Source organism: Hydrogenophaga sp. NFH-34, assembly GCF_021401345.1.
Taxonomy (GTDB): domain Bacteria; phylum Pseudomonadota; class Gammaproteobacteria; order Burkholderiales; family Burkholderiaceae_C; genus Hydrogenophaga; species Hydrogenophaga electricum.
In genome coordinates, this window is sequence record NZ_JACBGE010000014.1 from 82461 (window position 1) to 98496 (window position 16036).

14 protein-coding genes are annotated in these 16036 nt (G+C 66.2%); 4 read left to right on the forward strand and 10 right to left on the reverse strand.

Features of this window, described 5'->3' with window-relative positions:
- Nucleotides 1-299 precede the first annotated feature (299 nt).
- The 3 genes from L0977_RS14665 to L0977_RS14675 all read left to right on the forward strand — a co-directional run bounded on the left by L0977_RS14665 (nucleotide 300) and on the right by L0977_RS14675 (nucleotide 5319).
- Complete coding sequence (locus L0977_RS14665; protein ID WP_234265592.1) at nucleotides 300-3209, forward strand: ribonucleoside-diphosphate reductase subunit alpha; 2910 nt, start codon at nucleotides 300-302, stop codon at nucleotides 3207-3209.
- A gap of 157 nt (nucleotides 3210-3366) precedes the next feature.
- Nucleotides 3367-4536 (forward strand): ribonucleotide-diphosphate reductase subunit beta, encoded by a 1170-nt coding sequence (locus L0977_RS14670; RefSeq protein WP_234265593.1) that lies wholly within the window; start codon nucleotides 3367-3369, stop codon nucleotides 4534-4536.
- A gap of 201 nt (nucleotides 4537-4737) precedes the next feature.
- Nucleotides 4738-5319 (forward strand): histone, encoded by a 582-nt coding sequence (locus L0977_RS14675; protein WP_234265650.1) that lies wholly within the window; start codon nucleotides 4738-4740, stop codon nucleotides 5317-5319.
- 90 nt (nucleotides 5320-5409) lie between these two features.
- Here L0977_RS14675 and L0977_RS14680 read toward each other — a convergent pair whose 3' ends face one another.
- From L0977_RS14680 to L0977_RS14710, 7 genes are all read right to left on the reverse strand, one after another.
- Nucleotides 5410-6300: a carbohydrate kinase family protein gene (locus tag L0977_RS14680; RefSeq protein WP_234265594.1), complete on the reverse strand. Its 891-nt coding sequence runs from the start codon at nucleotides 6298-6300 to the stop codon at nucleotides 5410-5412.
- A gap of 17 nt (nucleotides 6301-6317) precedes the next feature.
- Nucleotides 6318-7478 (reverse strand): DUF3426 domain-containing protein, encoded by a 1161-nt coding sequence (locus L0977_RS14685; RefSeq protein ID WP_234265595.1) that lies wholly within the window; start codon nucleotides 7476-7478, stop codon nucleotides 6318-6320.
- Nucleotides 7479-7527: 49 nt separating this feature from the next.
- Nucleotides 7528-8412 carry a 50S ribosomal protein L11 methyltransferase gene (gene prmA / locus L0977_RS14690; protein ID WP_234265651.1) on the reverse strand — a complete coding sequence of 295 codons (885 nt, stop codon included), beginning with the start codon at nucleotides 8410-8412 and terminating at the stop codon, nucleotides 7528-7530.
- Nucleotides 8413-8469: 57 nt separating this feature from the next.
- Complete coding sequence (accC, locus tag L0977_RS14695) at nucleotides 8470-9819, reverse strand: acetyl-CoA carboxylase biotin carboxylase subunit (protein ID WP_234265596.1); 1350 nt, start codon at nucleotides 9817-9819, stop codon at nucleotides 8470-8472.
- A gap of 15 nt (nucleotides 9820-9834) precedes the next feature.
- Complete coding sequence (gene accB, locus L0977_RS14700) at nucleotides 9835-10299, reverse strand: acetyl-CoA carboxylase biotin carboxyl carrier protein (protein ID WP_234265597.1); 465 nt, start codon at nucleotides 10297-10299, stop codon at nucleotides 9835-9837.
- A gap of 225 nt (nucleotides 10300-10524) precedes the next feature.
- The gene (locus L0977_RS14705; RefSeq protein ID WP_234265598.1) at nucleotides 10525-11055 is read right to left on the reverse strand and encodes a TlpA family protein disulfide reductase; all 531 of its coding nucleotides are present in this window, start codon (nucleotides 11053-11055) and stop codon (nucleotides 10525-10527) included.
- Nucleotides 11052-11666, reverse strand: a complete 615-nt coding sequence (locus L0977_RS14710; RefSeq protein ID WP_234265599.1) for a hypothetical protein — start codon at nucleotides 11664-11666, stop codon at nucleotides 11052-11054. The genes L0977_RS14705 and L0977_RS14710 overlap by 4 nt, the downstream gene beginning before the upstream one ends.
- Before the next feature lie 88 nt (nucleotides 11667-11754).
- On the opposite strand from L0977_RS14710, the gene mpl reads away from it, so the two are divergent.
- Nucleotides 11755-13212: a UDP-N-acetylmuramate:L-alanyl-gamma-D-glutamyl-meso-diaminopimelate ligase gene (gene mpl, locus L0977_RS14715; protein ID WP_234265600.1), complete on the forward strand. Its 1458-nt coding sequence runs from the start codon at nucleotides 11755-11757 to the stop codon at nucleotides 13210-13212.
- A gap of 20 nt (nucleotides 13213-13232) precedes the next feature.
- Here mpl and L0977_RS14720 read toward each other — a convergent pair whose 3' ends face one another.
- From L0977_RS14720 to L0977_RS14730, 3 genes are all read right to left on the reverse strand, one after another.
- Nucleotides 13233-13553: a hypothetical protein gene (locus tag L0977_RS14720; RefSeq protein ID WP_234265602.1), complete on the reverse strand. Its 321-nt coding sequence runs from the start codon at nucleotides 13551-13553 to the stop codon at nucleotides 13233-13235.
- 151 nt (nucleotides 13554-13704) lie between these two features.
- Entirely contained in the window at nucleotides 13705-14739 is a 1035-nt protein-coding gene (locus L0977_RS14725; protein WP_234265603.1) for a hypothetical protein, read from the reverse strand.
- 158 nt (nucleotides 14740-14897) lie between these two features.
- Nucleotides 14898-16019, reverse strand: a complete 1122-nt coding sequence (locus tag L0977_RS14730) for a 3-deoxy-7-phosphoheptulonate synthase (RefSeq protein WP_234265604.1) — start codon at nucleotides 16017-16019, stop codon at nucleotides 14898-14900.
- Nucleotides 16020-16036 lie beyond the last annotated feature (17 nt).

The window sequence follows — 16036 nt, forward strand, 5'->3', positions numbered from 1 at the left end:
CGCGTCGCAAGGTATCCCTGGCCACAGCGCCCGGAGCACGGCGCCTGCGCCACGGCCAGTCTCTCCAGCAAGCACCGGCGCGGGCCTTTGCCCGTCTCAATGACGCCCGGCTCACCGATCAAAGAAATTTCCCCACACACTACCGGTAGTGGCTTGAACCACGCATACACACCAGATATAGTGTGCCCTGCTCAAACACCTTGGTCCGCCACCGCCTCACGGCGATGCCCGCAGCGACCACCGGAAACGGCCATTGCCAGCCAGGACCGGCCCCCGACAACACCAACACAAGAGGAACCATGCAAACCACACCCTCCACCGCACCGTCGTCCGTCGCGCCCACGTTCCTGGCGGCAGGGCCTGGCGCCGAAACGCTTCAGGGCACGGCGTCGCCCTATGCCCACTACCAGATCATTCGACGCAATGGTGCGGTGGTGCATTTCGAGCCCGGCAAGATCGCGGTGGCGATGATGAAGGCCTTCCTGGCCGTGCACGGCACCCAGGGTGCGGCGTCCGCCAGCGTGCGCGAAACCGTCGACGCCCTCACCCAGAACGTGGTCCGTGCGCTGATGCGTTCGCGCCCGGGCGGCGGCACCTTCCACATCGAGGACGTGCAGGACCATGTGGAACTGGGCCTGATGCGTGGCGGCCACCACGAAGTGGCGCGCGCCTACGTGCTCTACCGCGAACGCCGCACCCAGGAGCGCGCCCGCCAGGGCGAGGCCACCCAGCCCGCCGAAAGCCTGTTGCATGTGATCGACCACGGTCAGCGCGTGCCCCTGGACCTGCCGCGCCTGAACGCGCTGATCGAGGCCGCCTGCGCCAACCTGGGCGCCGACGTCCAGGCCGCCCCCATCGTGGCCGAAACCAAGCGCAACCTGTACGACGGCGTGCCGATGGAAGAGGTCTACAAGGCCGCCATCCTGGCCGCGCGCACGCTGATCGAAAAAGACCCTGACTACACCTACGCCACGGCCCGCCTGCTGCTGCACACCATCACCAAGGAAGTGCTGGGCGAGGACGTGCCCGGCACCGAACTGGCGACCCGCTACGCCGACTTTTTCCCGCAGGCCATCAAGAAGGGCGTTGAGGCCGAACTGCTCGACGACAAGCTGCTGCAGTTCGACCTGCCGCGCCTGGCGGCAGCCCTCAAGCCGGAACGCGACCTGCAGTTCGACTACCTGGGTCTGCAGACCCTGTACGACCGCTACTTCCTGCACGTCAGAAAGACCCGCATCGAGCTGCCGCAGATCTTCTTCATGCGCGTGGCCATGGGCCTGTCGCTCAACGAGATCGACCGCGAAGCCCGCGCCATCGAGTTCTACGAGGTGCTGTCCTCGTTCGACTTCATGTCGTCCACGCCCACGCTGTTCAACAGCGGCACGCGCCGTTCGCAACTGTCGAGCTGCTACCTGACCACCGTGCCCGACGACCTGGACGGCATCTACGAAGCCATCAAGGAAAACGCGCTGCTGTCCAAATTTGCCGGCGGCCTGGGCAACGACTGGACGCGCGTGCGCGCGTTGGGCAGCCACATCAAGGGCACCAACGGCGAATCGCAGGGCGTGGTGCCCTTCCTCAAGGTGGTGAACGACACAGCCGTCGCCGTGAACCAGGGCGGCAAGCGCAAGGGCGCCGTCTGCACCTACCTGGAAACCTGGCACCTGGACATCGAAGAATTTCTGGAGCTGCGCAAGAACACCGGTGATGACCGCCGCCGCACCCACGACATGAACACCGCGAACTGGATTCCCGACCTGTTCATGAAGCGCGTGATGGAGAAAGGCGACTGGAGCCTGTTCTCGCCCAGCAACGTGCCCGACCTGCATGACAAATTCGGCGCCGACTTCGAGCAGGCCTACCTGGCCTACGAAGAGAAGGCCGCGCGCGGCGAGATCAAGCCCTACAAGAAGATCCCCGCGACCGACCTGTGGCGCAAGATGCTCTCGATGCTGTTCGAGACCGGCCACCCCTGGATCACCTTCAAGGACGCCTGCAACGTGCGTTCGCCCCAGCAGCACGCCGGCGTGGTGCATTCGTCCAACCTCTGCACCGAGATCACGCTCAACACCAGCGACACCGAAACCGCCGTGTGCAACCTGGGCTCGGTGAACCTGCTTCGCCACCTGGTCGATGGCCCCAACGGCAAGGACCTCGACCACGCCAAGCTGCGCAAGACCATCAACACGGCCATGCGCATGCTCGACAACGTGATCGACATCAACTACTACGCGGTCAAGAAAGCCCGCGACTCCAACCTGCGCCACCGCCCGGTGGGCCTGGGCCTGATGGGCTTCCAGGACGCCCTGTACGAGCTGCGCATTCCCTACGCCTCCGACGCCGCGGTGGAATTTGCCGACCGTTCGATGGAAGCCATCTGCTACTACGCCTACTGGGCCTCGACCGAACTGGCCAGCGAACGCGGCCGCTATTCGAGCTTCAAGGGCTCGCTGTGGGACCGCGGCGTGCTGCCGCTCGATTCGCTGGACCTGCTGGCCCAGCAGCGCGGCGGCTATGTCGATACCAACCGCGCCGCCACCCTGGACTGGGACGCGCTGCGCCAGAAGATCGCGCGCGACGGCATGCGCAACTCCAACTGCGTCGCCATCGCCCCGACCGCCACGATCTCCAACATCATCGGCGTGGACGCCTCGATCGAGCCTTGCTTCGGCAACCTGTCGGTCAAGTCCAACCTCTCGGGCGAGTTCACGGTCATCAATGGCTACCTGGTCAAGGACCTGAAACGCCTGGGTCTGTGGGACGACGTGATGGTGATGGACCTCAAGCACTTCGACGGCTCGCTGCGCGCCATCGACCGCGTGCCGCAAGACATCAAGGCCCTGTACGCCACCGCCTTCGAAGTCGAGCCGACCTGGCTCGTCGAAGCCGCAGCGCGGCGGCAGAAGTGGATCGATCAGGCGCAGAGCCTGAACATCTACATGGCCGGCGCCTCGGGCAAGAAGCTCGATGAGACCTACAAGCTCGCCTGGCTGCGCGGCCTCAAGACCACCTACTACCTGCGCACCACCTCGGCCACGCAGGCCGAAAAGTCCACGGGCCGCGCGGGCCAGCTCAACGCGGTCTCGGCCCACTCGGCCGAAGTCGCGGCAGCGGCACCGGTGATCGCGGCGGTCGAGGCTGCCATCGAACCGGCCACCGACATCAAGTTCTGCGCCATCGACGACCCGGGCTGCGAGGCCTGCCAATAAGCCCCAACGCCATGCAACGGGGTGTTCACGATCCGCCGATTCCATCGCGCAATCGATGCGACACAGCAACACCCCGCTCGCGCCACGAATGCAATGCCTTGGATTTAGTTGCCGTGGCTTCGAGACCCTTCGATAATCCGCTGAATTGGATGGACCTATGCTGACCTGGGACGATCACGTCACACCCACCGCCAAGCCCGCACCCTTGAACCCGGCTTCTCAAACGCCGGCCGTGCCCTCCGCTTCCTCCCTGTCATCGGCCCGTGCGCCAGTTGCACCGTCTGCCCGTGCCGACGGTCACAGCGAGCAGCGCCGCGTCAACGTGGCCGACAAGCGCATCATCAACGCCCAGACCGACGTCAACCAACTGGTGCCGTTCAAGTACAAATGGGCCTGGGAAAAATACCTCGCCACCTGCGCCAACCACTGGATGCCGCAGGAAGTGAACATGAGCCGCGACATCGCGCTCTGGAAAGACCCCAACGGCCTGAGCGAAGACGAGCGCCGCATCATCAAGCGCAACCTCGGGTTCTTTGTCACCGCCGATTCGCTGGCCGCCAACAACATCGTGCTCGGCACCTACCGCCACATCACGGCGCCCGAATGCCGCCAGTTCCTGCTGCGCCAGGCCTTCGAAGAGGCCATCCACACCCACGCCTACCAGTACATCGTGGAATCGCTGGGACTGGACGAAGGTGAAATCTTCAACGCCTATCACGAGGTCTCCAGCATCCGCGACAAGGACGAGTTCCTGATCCCGTTCATCGACGCGATCATGGACCCGAACTTCCACACCGGCACCCCCGAAACCGACCAGACCTTGCTCAAGAGCCTGATCGTGTTCGCCTGCCTGATGGAAGGCCTGTTCTTCTACGTCGGCTTCACGCAGATCCTGGCGCTGGGCCGGCAGAACAAGATGACCGGTGCCGCCGAGCAGTACCAGTACATCCTGCGCGACGAGTCGATGCACTGCAATTTCGGCATCGACCTCATCAACGCCATCAAGCTCGAAAACCCGATGCTGTGGACCCCGCAGTTCAAGGCCGAGATCAAGGAGCTTTTCCTCAAGGCGGTGGACCTCGAGTACCGCTACGCTGAAGACACCATGCCGCGCGGCGTGCTGGGTCTCAACGCCTCCATGTTCAAAGGCTATCTGCGCTACATCGCCAACCGGCGCGCCACGCAGATCGGCCTCGACCCCCTGTTCCCCAACGAAGAAAACCCGTTCCCCTGGATGAGCGAGATGATCGATCTCAAAAAGGAGCGCAATTTCTTCGAGACCCGTGTCATCGAATACCAGTCCGGTGGTGCCCTGTCCTGGGATTGACGCCTCTTCCGCTGCTTTCATGAACACCCGTTCACCGAAACCTTCCCACCCGCGTCTGCTGACCGGCTGGGCGGTTTCGTCACCAGATTCAACGCCCTGCCGCCATCCGTGGGTGCACCCGCCTGGCGGCAAGGCCTTGAATCGCTTCCGCGAAATGTTTTCGCGCGAAGTGCTCTTTGCAACTTGATCAAGGAGAAAACAATGGCAACTGCGAAGAAGGCCGCCCCGGCCAAGAAGGCCGCCCCGGCCAAGAAGGCCGCCCCGGCCAAGAAGGCCGCCCCGGCCAAGAAGGCCGCTCCGGCCAAGAAGGCCGCCCCGGCCAAGAAGGCCGCTCCGGCCAAGAAGGCCGCTCCGGCCAAGAAGGCCGCTCCGGCCAAGAAGGCCGCTCCGGCCAAGAAGGCCGCTCCGGCCAAGAAGGCCGCTGCTCCGGCGAAGAAGGCCGCTCCGGCGAAGAAGGCCGCTGCTCCGGCGAAGAAGGCTGCTGCTCCGGCGAAGAAGGCTGCTGCTCCGGCGAAGAAGGCTGCTGCTCCGGCGAAGAAGGCTGCTGCTCCGGCGAAGAAGGCCGCTGCTCCGGCGAAGAAGGCCGCTGCCCCGGCGAAGAAGGCTGCTGCTCCGGCGAAGAAGGCCGCTGCTCCGGCGAAGAAGGCCGCTCCGGCCAAGAAGGCTGCCCCCGCAAAAAAAGCCGCGCCGGCTAAAAAGCCGGCTGCCCCAGCGGCCCCTGCAGCTCAAACCAAGCTGAATCCCCAGGCTGCCTGGCCGTTCCCGACGTCCAGCAAGCCCTGATTCAACAGGTTTGAACCTGAAAGCCCGGCGCAAGCCGGGCTTTTTTTCTGGGTGCAGGCCATCGCGACCTCACCGCCTTTGGACCTGTCTTTACGCGGAAGACAACCGGTAGTTCTGCCCACCGCGGCTGGCGATCTTCAGAGCACCCAGGCGATTGCCCAGCTCGGCACAGCGCACCAAAGACCACCCTTGCAACAAGCCGTGCAGCAGCGCGGCCCGGAATGCATCCCCACATCCGGTCGGGTCAACCACCGCGTCGGCCGACACACCCGGCACGCGGGTCACCTGCCCATCGGCATAGACATCGCAGCCCTGCTCACCCAAGGTGACCAACAAACCGTCCACTTCGGCCGCCAAGGCCTCCAGCGACAGCCCCGTGCGGTCACTGAGCATGCGCGCTTCGTAGTCGTTGACCGCCACCCAGCGTGCCTGCTGGACGAACTGGCGCAACTCGTCACCGTTGAACATCGGCAGCCCCTGTCCCGGATCAAAGATGAAGGGCACACCGGCTGCGGCCAACTGCCGGGCATGGTCGATCATCGCGTCACGCCCATCGGGTGCAATGATGGCCAGCTTGACCCCGGCATCGAGAGGGACTGCCGTCTGGTGGGCCAGCGACATGGCGCCGGGGTGGAAGGCCGTGATCTGGTTGTTGTCGCGGTCGGTCATGATCATCGCCTGCGCGGTATAGGCCTGCTCGCTCACCCCCACCGCCCGGGTGTCGACACCCAGCGACACCAGGCGCTGCACATAGTCCTGCCCGTCGTTGCCCAGCATCGCCAGCGGCATGGCCGGCGAACCCAGTTGCCGCAGACCGTAGGCGATGTTGCCGGCGCAACCACCGAACTCTCGGCGCATGCCCGGCACCAGGAAGGACACGTTGAGGATATGCAGTTGATCCGGCAGGATCTGTTCGGCGAAGCGACCTTCGAACGTCATGATGGTGTCGAAAGCCAGCGAGCCGCAGATGAGGATGGACATGGGTCGTGATCAGACAGTCAGGGGTAAAAAACCAGGGCCCGATAACCGGTCATGGCGGTCGTGGGTTCCTGGGCGAGCTTCAGGCTGAGCGTGACCGGCAGGCGCTCGCCCGGCGCCAGGCTCTCGGGGCGCCCCGGCAGCTCGGCCGGCAAAAACACCCGGCGTGCCAGCACCTGGTCGCGCAGATCGGTCAGACTCAGCTCCAGCGCCGGCATGGCCACCGCGGCCGACGCGTTGTTCTTCAGCACCAGCTCGAACCCGTACATATCACCCACGCGGCGCACGAGGCTGGAGCTTTCGATGACCACCGCGTCCAGGTGTTGCAGAGGCTGGATCGCGCATTGCCAAGGTTTGCACAGGGTTTCCAACCACGGCCGAAGACCTGGATAGGCCGCAGCCCAGCGGTCCCGCTCGTGCACCGCTACCTGGGTCAACAGGGCCATGCCGAGCAAGAGCGCCCCAACGAGCAGCCCCGAACGGACCACGGGCAGGCGCCAGAAAGCCTGCTTGCGGGCCTGGCGCACAAAACCCGGCTCGGCGGCCACGGGTGCGTGCCGTTCACCTTCCGACGCCGACGGTGGCCGGGTCACGGACGTCACCGCCGACGCGGGCGGCGTCTCCGGCACAGAAGGGATGCCGGGCGGGCGCACGGCGGCGACCATCACCGCCTTCTGCGGCACCACAAAAGGTTCGGCAGCGTTCTGGGCAGAGCCGGTCTCGGGCTCGGGACGCGCGGCGGCGGCAAAGGCCGCCAGCTCTGCGTGAAAATCGTCTGCACCGGGAAGCAGGCTGTCGGCGGCGGACCGCTCGGCGACCGGGCCCGACGACCACGATGCCCCGGGTGGCACGGCCAATGGCTCCGGTTCGTGATCCAGCAGCACATCGATGCCGTGCGCCGCAGCAGGCTGCTCGGCAAGGGGGACGGCCGGCGGCGACGGCTCGGGTGGGGGCATCACCAGCCAATCCGCATCGTCTTCCCGAGGGGGCGGTGGATCAGCCACCAGGGGGACAGGCGTGGACTCCTGCCTGGCCACGGGTTCGAGCATGTCCAAGTACAGCGTGGCGTCGAACACGTCCGCACAGTGCCCGCAACGCACCCAGCCGTCGGAAATTTTCAACTGGTCCGGGACGACCTTGAAGGCCGTGCCGCAGGCCGGGCAACGCGTGATGAACCCCATGCAGCGATTATTGCAGCAGGGCTATCCCGACCGACGTGCCACGCGGCCCTCAGGCCTTGCGTGCCGTCATCAGGATCCAGCCCTCTTCTTCGTCGCTGACGGACAGGGACACCCAGGGCGCGTACGCCGCGCGCAGTTCATCGGCCTGGCGCGACAGGATGCCCGCGAGCACCAGGTACCCGCCCTCGCGCACGTGGGCGCACAGCAAGGGTGCCAGCACTTTCAGCGGCGTCGCCAGAATGTTGGCCAGCACCAGGTCGTAGACCCCCTGGGCAGCATCGGGCAACCCGGCGGTCAGCTGTACATGGTTGGCCGACGCATTCAGGCGCGTGGCTTCCACCGCTGCCGGGTCGATGTCCACGGCGTCCAGATGCCGCGCACCGAATTTGGCCGCACCGATGGCCAGAATGCCCGAGCCACAGCCGTAGTCCAGCACGCGTGGCTGGTCGTGTCCTTGCGCGGCGATCCAGCGCAGGCACATGCGCGTGGTCGGATGGGTACCGGTCCCGAAGGCCAGTCCCGGGTCCAGGCGGATGACCTGCTGCGCGGCAGCCGGCGGCTCGTGCCAGCTCGGCACGATCCAGAACGACGGGGTGATCTCCACCGGGTCGAACTGCGACTGCGTCAGCCGCACCCAGTCCTGCTCGGCCACAGGCTGCACGCCCAGCACCTCGCAGCCGTCAAAAAAATCCTGTGCTTGCAGCAGTTGCGCCGCATCGCGGGCCGCGGCCTCCGTGGCGAACAGCGCCTGCACGCGGGAACGCTGCCAACCCTCTTTCGGCGGCGGCATGCCGGGTTCACCGAACAGCGCCTGCTCGGCCGGAGTGAGCGCGTCGGCGTCCTCGACCGACACGCTCAGCGCGTCCAGCGCGTCCAGCGCCTCGCCCAGATTCTCGATCGCGGATTCCGGTGCCAGAAGCACCAATTCAAACAAGGATGACATGGCCAGACACCAAAAGAGAAACGCCCCGCGGGCGGGGCGTCGGGATCATCAGCGCTCGTGCTGCGAGAGCCAGTGCTCCAGGTAGTGGATGTTGGTTCCCCCGGCGGAGAAGCTGGCATCGACCATCAGCTCGCGATGCAGGGGGATATTGGTCTTGATGCCTTCGACCACCGTCTCGGCCAGCGCCGTGCGCATGCGCGCCAGCGCCTGCTCGCGGGTGTCCCCGTGCACGATGATCTTGCCGATCATCGAGTCGTAGTTCGGTGGCACGAAATAGTTGGTGTAGACGTGCGAGTCCACGCGCACCCCGGGGCCACCCGGTGCGTGCCAGGTGGTGATGCGACCAGGCGACGGCACGAACTTGTACGGATCCTCGGCGTTGACCCGGCACTCGATGGCATGACCACGCAACTGGATCTGCCGCTGGGTGAACGGCAGTTTCTCACCGGCCGCCACCGCGATCTGCGTGCGCACGATGTCAATGCCCGTGATCAGCTCGGTGACCGGGTGCTCGACCTGCACGCGCGTGTTCATCTCGATGAAGTAGAACTCACCGTTTTCGTAGAGGAACTCGAAAGTGCCGGCGCCGCGATAGCCGATCTTCTTGCAGGCCGCGGCGCAACGGTCGCCGATCTTCTCGATCAGACGGCGGGCAATGCCCGGCGCCGGCGCTTCTTCGATCACTTTCTGGTGGCGCCGCTGCATGGAGCAGTCGCGCTCGCCCAGATAGACCGCGTTGCGGTGCGTATCGGCCAGGATCTGGATCTCGATGTGGCGCGGGTTCTGGAGAAACTTCTCCATGTAGACCTCGGGGTTGCCGAACGCAGCCCCCGCTTCGGCCTTCGTGGTCTGCACAGCATGGATCAGCGCCGCTTCCGTGTGAACCACACGCATGCCGCGTCCGCCACCGCCGCCGGCCGCCTTGATGATCACCGGGTAACCCACCGACTTGGCGATGCGCTTGATCTGGGCCGGATCGTCCGGCAGGGCACCGTCGGAGCCGGGCACGCAGGGCACACCGGCCTTGATCATGGCCTGCTTGGCCGACACCTTGTCGCCCATCAGGCGGATGGAGTCGGGCGTGGGACCGATGAAGGTGAAACCGCTCTTTTCCACGCGCTCGGCAAAGTCGGCGTTTTCCGACAGGAAGCCATAACCCGGGTGAATGGCCTCGGCGTCCGTCACTTCGGCCGCCGAGATAATGGCCGGCATGTTGAGGTAGCTCTGGGCCGACTGCGCCGGGCCGATGCAGACCGCCTCATCCGCCAGACGCACGTATTTGGCGTCGCGGTCGGCCTCCGAATAGACCATCACCGCCTTGACGCCCAGTTCGCGGCAGGCGCGCTGGATACGCAGGGCGATTTCGCCTCGATTGGCGATCAGGATTTTCTTGAACATGGGCTCAGCAAAGCCTTATTCGATGACGAACAGGGGCTGGCCGTATTCCACCGCCTGGCCGTTTTCGACCAGCACCTGGGTGATCGTGCCGGACTTGTCGGCCTCGATTTCGTTGAGGATTTTCATGGCCTCGACGATGCAGATCGTCTCGCCTTCCTTCACCGTGGCACCCACCTCGGCAAACGGCTTAGCACCGGGGCTGGATGCGCGGTAGAACGTGCCCACCATGGGCGACTTGACGATGTGCCCAGCCGGCACGCTGGCCGCTGCCGGCGCCACGGCCGCCACCTCGACCGCCGGAGCGGGCACCGGGGCCACCGGCGCAGCGGCGGGAGCCATCGCGTACGTCACCGGCGCGGCCAGGCCTCCGGGCATGCCTTTGACGATGCGCACCTTGCCTTCCGCCTCGGTGATTTCCAATTCCGACACGTTCGACTCGGACACCAGGTCGATCAGTGTCTTGAGTTTTCTCAGATCCATGATTTCTCCAACGAAATTCCCTTAAACCAACTCATCTTCATGCATCTTTCAGCAAAATGAAACAAAGAGTGGCATTTGACGGGGTGCCGCAGTGTACACGAACGCCAAGGGGTGCGGTGTGCGCTCTCCGGCGCAACAGATTTTGTCGCGCAAGGGGGTGCCGAATTTACCGCGATTTGGCCGATTTTGGCAGGTGATAGACAAACGGTAGCCGCATGCAAACCATCACCCCAATTGGGCCCATTGATCCAGGTCCGCCTCGGACACTTTGCCGATTTTTCGATGCAGAACCCGCCCTTCGGCCCCGAACACCACTGTGTAGGGCAGCCCGCCTGACGGGTTGCCCAGGCGCCGGCTGAGCTCGGTGCCCCCCAGGCCAGCCATGGCGACAGGAAAACGCAGCGGCAACTTCTGCACGAACTGGCGCACGGCGCTGGGTTGATCCACCGCCACGCCCACCACCTGCCAGCCCTGCCCCGACCGGGCCTCGTGGAAGCGGTTCAGCAAGGGCAACTCTTCGACACAGGGTGGGCACCAGGTGGCCCAGAAGTTGACCAGCAAGGGGCGCCCCTGGAACATCGACATCGCCACCGGCGCGCCCTGCGGGTCGTCCAGTTGCAGCGCCCAGAACGCGGCTTCAGCCTCGGAAAACACCGGCCCGGGGCGGTAGCGCCACCAGGCCACACCGGCACCGGCCGCCGCTGCGGCCCCGCCCACCGCGATCCAGCCAGCGAGGGCGCGCCGACGCGGCGTCATGCGGACTCTCCCGGCGGCGCCATCAGCGCACGCAGGGCCCTGGCGTCGCCACGGGGCTTGCGCCCCTGGGTATCGGGCTTGAGCGCGCCGCGCACATCATCGCGGTCATGGGCCATGAGATGAATGAGCACAGGGCCCAGCTCCTGACTGCGGACGCGCACCGTCAGTACGTCCACCAGCTCACCTTTCCAGCCCGTCACCGAACCAGGCTGGTAATCGATTCGCAGATCCATCAGGCGCCACTCGAGCGATTTCGGATCGTCACAGAACAGTTGGAGATAGATGTCACTGTGTTGTGTGGCGGTGCCGTGCCAGACGGCCCCGCCCACATGGGGCTGAAACTCAGCCAGCCGGTCCATCCAGTGCAGCGCCAGTTCGCGCAGCGCCTGCAACTGCACCGGCTGCGTATCGGCGCAGAACACCGCAATGTGCTCACGCACCGCGGCATCCAGTTGCGCGTTGTCGGGCCAGGGCCCGCGTGGCGAAACCCCCAGCTGACGGCCAGCCTGGCGCTTGGCCGCAGCGTATTCCAGACCGTCTTCCACCACCAGGCGGGCTGCCACTGCAGCGATTTCAGCCAGGCCGTCGGCCGGCGAATGAAGAGCAACCATCCCGCCATTGTGCCGGCTCGGGCACGCACCCGCCAGAAACCCCGGACAGACCCGCCAGCGCCTGGGGTCGCCCCTAGAATCCGGGGCCATGCATATTCATATATTGGGCATCTGCGGCACCTTCATGGGAGGCCTTGCCGCCCTGGCCCGCGAGGCCGGCCACCGCGTCACTGGCTGCGACGCCGGGGTCTACCCCCCCATGAGCGACCAGTTGCGGGCGCTGGGCATCGATCTCATCGAGGGGTTCGACGCCGATCAATTGGCCTTGGCCCCCGACGTGTTCGTCATCGGCAACGTGGTCAGCCGGGCGCGCCTGCCAGATGGTTCGCCCAAATTCCCGCTGATGGAGGCCATCCTCGACGCCGGTGTGCCCTATACCAGCGGCCCCCAATGGCTGGCCGAACACGTGCTGCAAGGCCGCCATGTGTTGGCCGTGGCCGGCACGCACGGCAAGACCACCACCACGTCGATGCTGGCCTGGGTGCTGGAAGCCAATGGCCTGCATCCGGGCTTTCTGGTCGGGGGCGTCCCGATGAATTTCGGCGTTTCGGCGCGCCTGGGTGGACAGACCTCGACCAGCGAAAGCCGTTTCGCCACCGGATCGCCCCAAAGTGGCGCAGCGTGGGGGCCCACGTTCGTCATTGAGGCCGATGAGTACGACACCGCGTTCTTTGACAAGCGCAGCAAGTTCGTGCACTACCGGCCGCGCACGGCCATCCTGAACAACCTGGAGTTCGACCACGCGGACATCTTTCCGGATCTGGCCGCGATCGAGCGCCAGTTCCACCACCTGGTGCGCACCGTGCCCGGCACCGGCCGCGTGGTGACCAACGGCCTCGAAGAGAGCCTGGACCGCGTGCTGCACCAAGGCTGCTGGAGCGAGGTGCGCAGCTTCGGCGCAGCGGTCAGCGACTTCACGGCCCACGGCGAGCCTCACGCCTTCGATGTGCACCGGCGCGGCGAACCGGTGGCGCGCGTCGAATGGTCACTGACCGGTCAGCACAACCAGCTCAATGCGCTGGCGGCCATCGCCGCGGCCGAACACGTGGGCGTGGCACCGGCCGATGCGGCTCGGGCGCTGGGCAGTTTCCAGAATGTGCGTCGCCGCATGGAAGTCCGTGGCACCGTGGCGCGGGACGGCCAGCCCCCCCTCACGGTCTACGACGACTTCGCCCACCACCCCACCGCCATCCGCACCACGCTCGACGGGCTGCGTCGCAAGCTGGGCACCGACGGCGACGCAGGGCGCATCCTCGCCGTGTTCGAGCCACGCAGCAACACCATGAAGCTGGGCACGATGAAGGCCCAACTGCCCTGGAGCCTGGAGCCGGCCGACCTGGCCTTCTGCCACACGGGCGGGCTCGACTGGAACGCCGAGGAAGCCCTGGCGCCCATGGGCGCCAGGGCCCAGGTGGCGCCCGACGTCGACACCCTGATCACCCAGATCCGCGCTGCGGCACGCCCCGGCGACCACATCGTTTGCATGAGCAACGGGGGGTTTGGCGGCATCCACCAGCGCCTGCTGAACGCGCTCGCTCGCGCCTGAGACCTGCCGCGGGCCGAACCTCAGTAGCCGACGGTCAGCGCCGGCAGGTCCACGGTCACCACGGGTTTGGCCAACGCGGCACTGGCCGCCCGCGCAAAGGCCATGGCCCAGGCCCGGTGCGCAGGGTCGCGAAAACGGGCTTCCCCGGCGGCCTGCGCCACACTCAGCACCTTGTCGGCCGTGAGCACCTTGCCCGTCAGCCGGATCGGTTCACACCCGAAAAAGGTGAACTGCTCGTCCAGCCAAGCGCGCGCCTGGTCATGCGGCAGGGGCTGCTGCTCTTCCAGGTCGAACGGGTAGACGGCGGTATCGCTCCATTTCACGGTGAGTTGGCTGCGCATGACGGGATCCTTGGTGGTCAAAACGAACGGCCCCCATTGTCGGCCGCGCGGCGCGCGCCGACTGCCGCTGGCACGACTATTTGAGGGTTCCTCCGGATGGGACATCCCCGCCCCCAGCCGCTCCATGACAGAACCCCCATCAGGGAGCGGCTCAAGCCGGCGGCGGATCCAGGGGCCGGCGCAGCGGCGAATGCACGGCATCGTAAAGTGGCAGGGTCGACCCGGCAGGCGCTGACCGCGCCGAGGGCGCCGCCAGCGCGCCCTCGGCACCTGAAGTCAGTTGCGCCACGGCCTCCCGGGCCTGCAACTCGGCCCGCCGGGCGCTGTCGCTGTCGGTGGTCAGCGCACCGGCGTAATAGAGCGCGGCCAGATGGTGCGCTACCGACGACAAGGGCGCGTCCACCCGCTGGCGCAAGGCATCCAGGGTGTCTGGCGCCGCCAGCAGGGCGCGCATCAGTGCCAGATGCAGTTCATCGAACCAGCGCACCGGCATGAGGGGCACACGGCGCAGGTAGATCCGCCGGTCCCGGTAACGCGGCGGCAGGATATCGAGCCGCGTGCGCACGGCATAGGTCCACATGACCCGCTGTAGCGGCAACCGGATGAAGGCCGGCGGAATCTCGACCGGACTGCCCGGCGCCTGGCGAACCCACTGCGCCATGGCCAAGTCCACCGGACGTGCCGGCACCAGCAGGCCCGCTTGCCAGCGCCGGAAATCGATCACGGCCAGCAGGCGCTCCTCATGCAGCAGATGCACCACCGCCCCTTTGTGGGCGCCCATGCGGCGCACCACTTCGCCCCCCAGCGCAAACTGGCTGCGCAGCGGACGCAACCAGGCTTCGAACCGCTGCAGACGCTGACGCACGGCGGCTTCGTCATCGGCCTCGAAGAACTCGGCGGAGGCAAAGCCCACCGGCAGCGGGCAGGCAAAGGCCAGCGGCCGATCCACCTCGGCCCGGTTGAGCAACCACCGCTCGCCGCTGCCGAACGGGTGGTGGATGACGACACCGTCCCGCCCGTGCACCGCCACGGCACCTCCCCGGATCATCCAGGCGTCTGCCCTGTGCGGATCGCCACACAGCCAGGCCGGCCAGCCTGGCTGCACCTGCGCCACCCATGCCGTCAGCCGTGCCTGTGCCGCGGGGTCAAACCCCAACAACCCCAGACGCAATACCGGCTGCTCCACACCGACTCCTCTTCGCCCGCCTCGCAAGGCACCATGCCCCTGTCGCGATCACGTGGCTTGTGGCACCCCAGCATAGCGGTGCTCCCGGCCCGTCTCAACGGGTTCGGCCTCCGGGTGCGAGACACATTGCACGAACAGGGGCCTTAAAAAGGGGCCGATCAGCCCCGGCGGCGGCGAACCGCCTGCGCCAGCTCTTCGAGCGCCTGCAGCGAATCGCCCCAGCCCAGGCAGGCATCGGTGATGCTCTGGCCGTACACCAGCCCGTCCACGGCATCCTTGCCCGGCGTGAATTTCTGGGCGCCAGCCTCGATGTGGCTCTCGATCATGACCCCGAAGACGCTGGTCGATCCGCCCGCAATCTGTGCCCCGATGTCGCGCGCCACATCGAGCTGCTTCTCATGCTGCTTGCTGCTGTTGGCATGGCTGCAATCGACCATCAGGCGCGGCGTGAGCTTAGCCGCTTCGAGCTCTTTGACCGCCGCCGCCACGCTGCCGGCGTCGTAATTGGGGGCCTTGCCCCCGCGCAGGATGACGTGACAGTCTTTGTTCCCATGGGTCTGCACGATGGCCACCTGGCCGTTCTTGTGCACCGACAGAAAGTGGTGGCCGCGCGCAGCCGCCTGGATGGCGTCGGTGGCGATCTTGATGTTGCCATCGGTGCCGTTCTTGAAACCGATGGGCGCCGACAGGCCCGAGGCCAGTTCGCGGTGCACCTGGCTTTCGGTGGTGCGCGCGCCGATGGCGCCCCAGGCGATCAGGTCGCCGATGTACTGGGGGCTGATCACGTCCAGGAACTCAGAGCCGGCCGGCAGGCCCTGGCGGTTGATCTCGATCAGCAGCTGGCGCGCGATGCGCAGCCCCTCGTCGATGCGGTAGCTTTCGTCGAGGTACGGATCGTTGATCAGTCCCTTCCAGCCGACGGTAGTGCGCGGCTTTTCGAAGTAGACCCGCATCACGATCTCCAGCGTGTCGGCGTACCGCTCGCGCAGCGGCTTCAGGCGCCGCGCGTAGTCGAGTGCGGCCGCCGGGTCGTGGATGGAACAGGGCCCGATCACCACGAGCAGCCGGTCGTCCTTGCCATGCAGGATGTCATGGATGCGCTGGCGGGTCTGCTGGATCAGTTTTTCCACCGGGGTCCCGGCAATCGGGAAGAAGCGGATGAGGTGTTCGGGAGGCGGGAGCACGGTGATGTCCTTGATGCGCTGGTCGTCGGTCTGGCTGGTCTTGTCGGCAGGCCGGACGTACCAGGCATCGCTGGCGGTGGTGGCTTTGGCGTTCATCGATGAGCTCCTCGCGA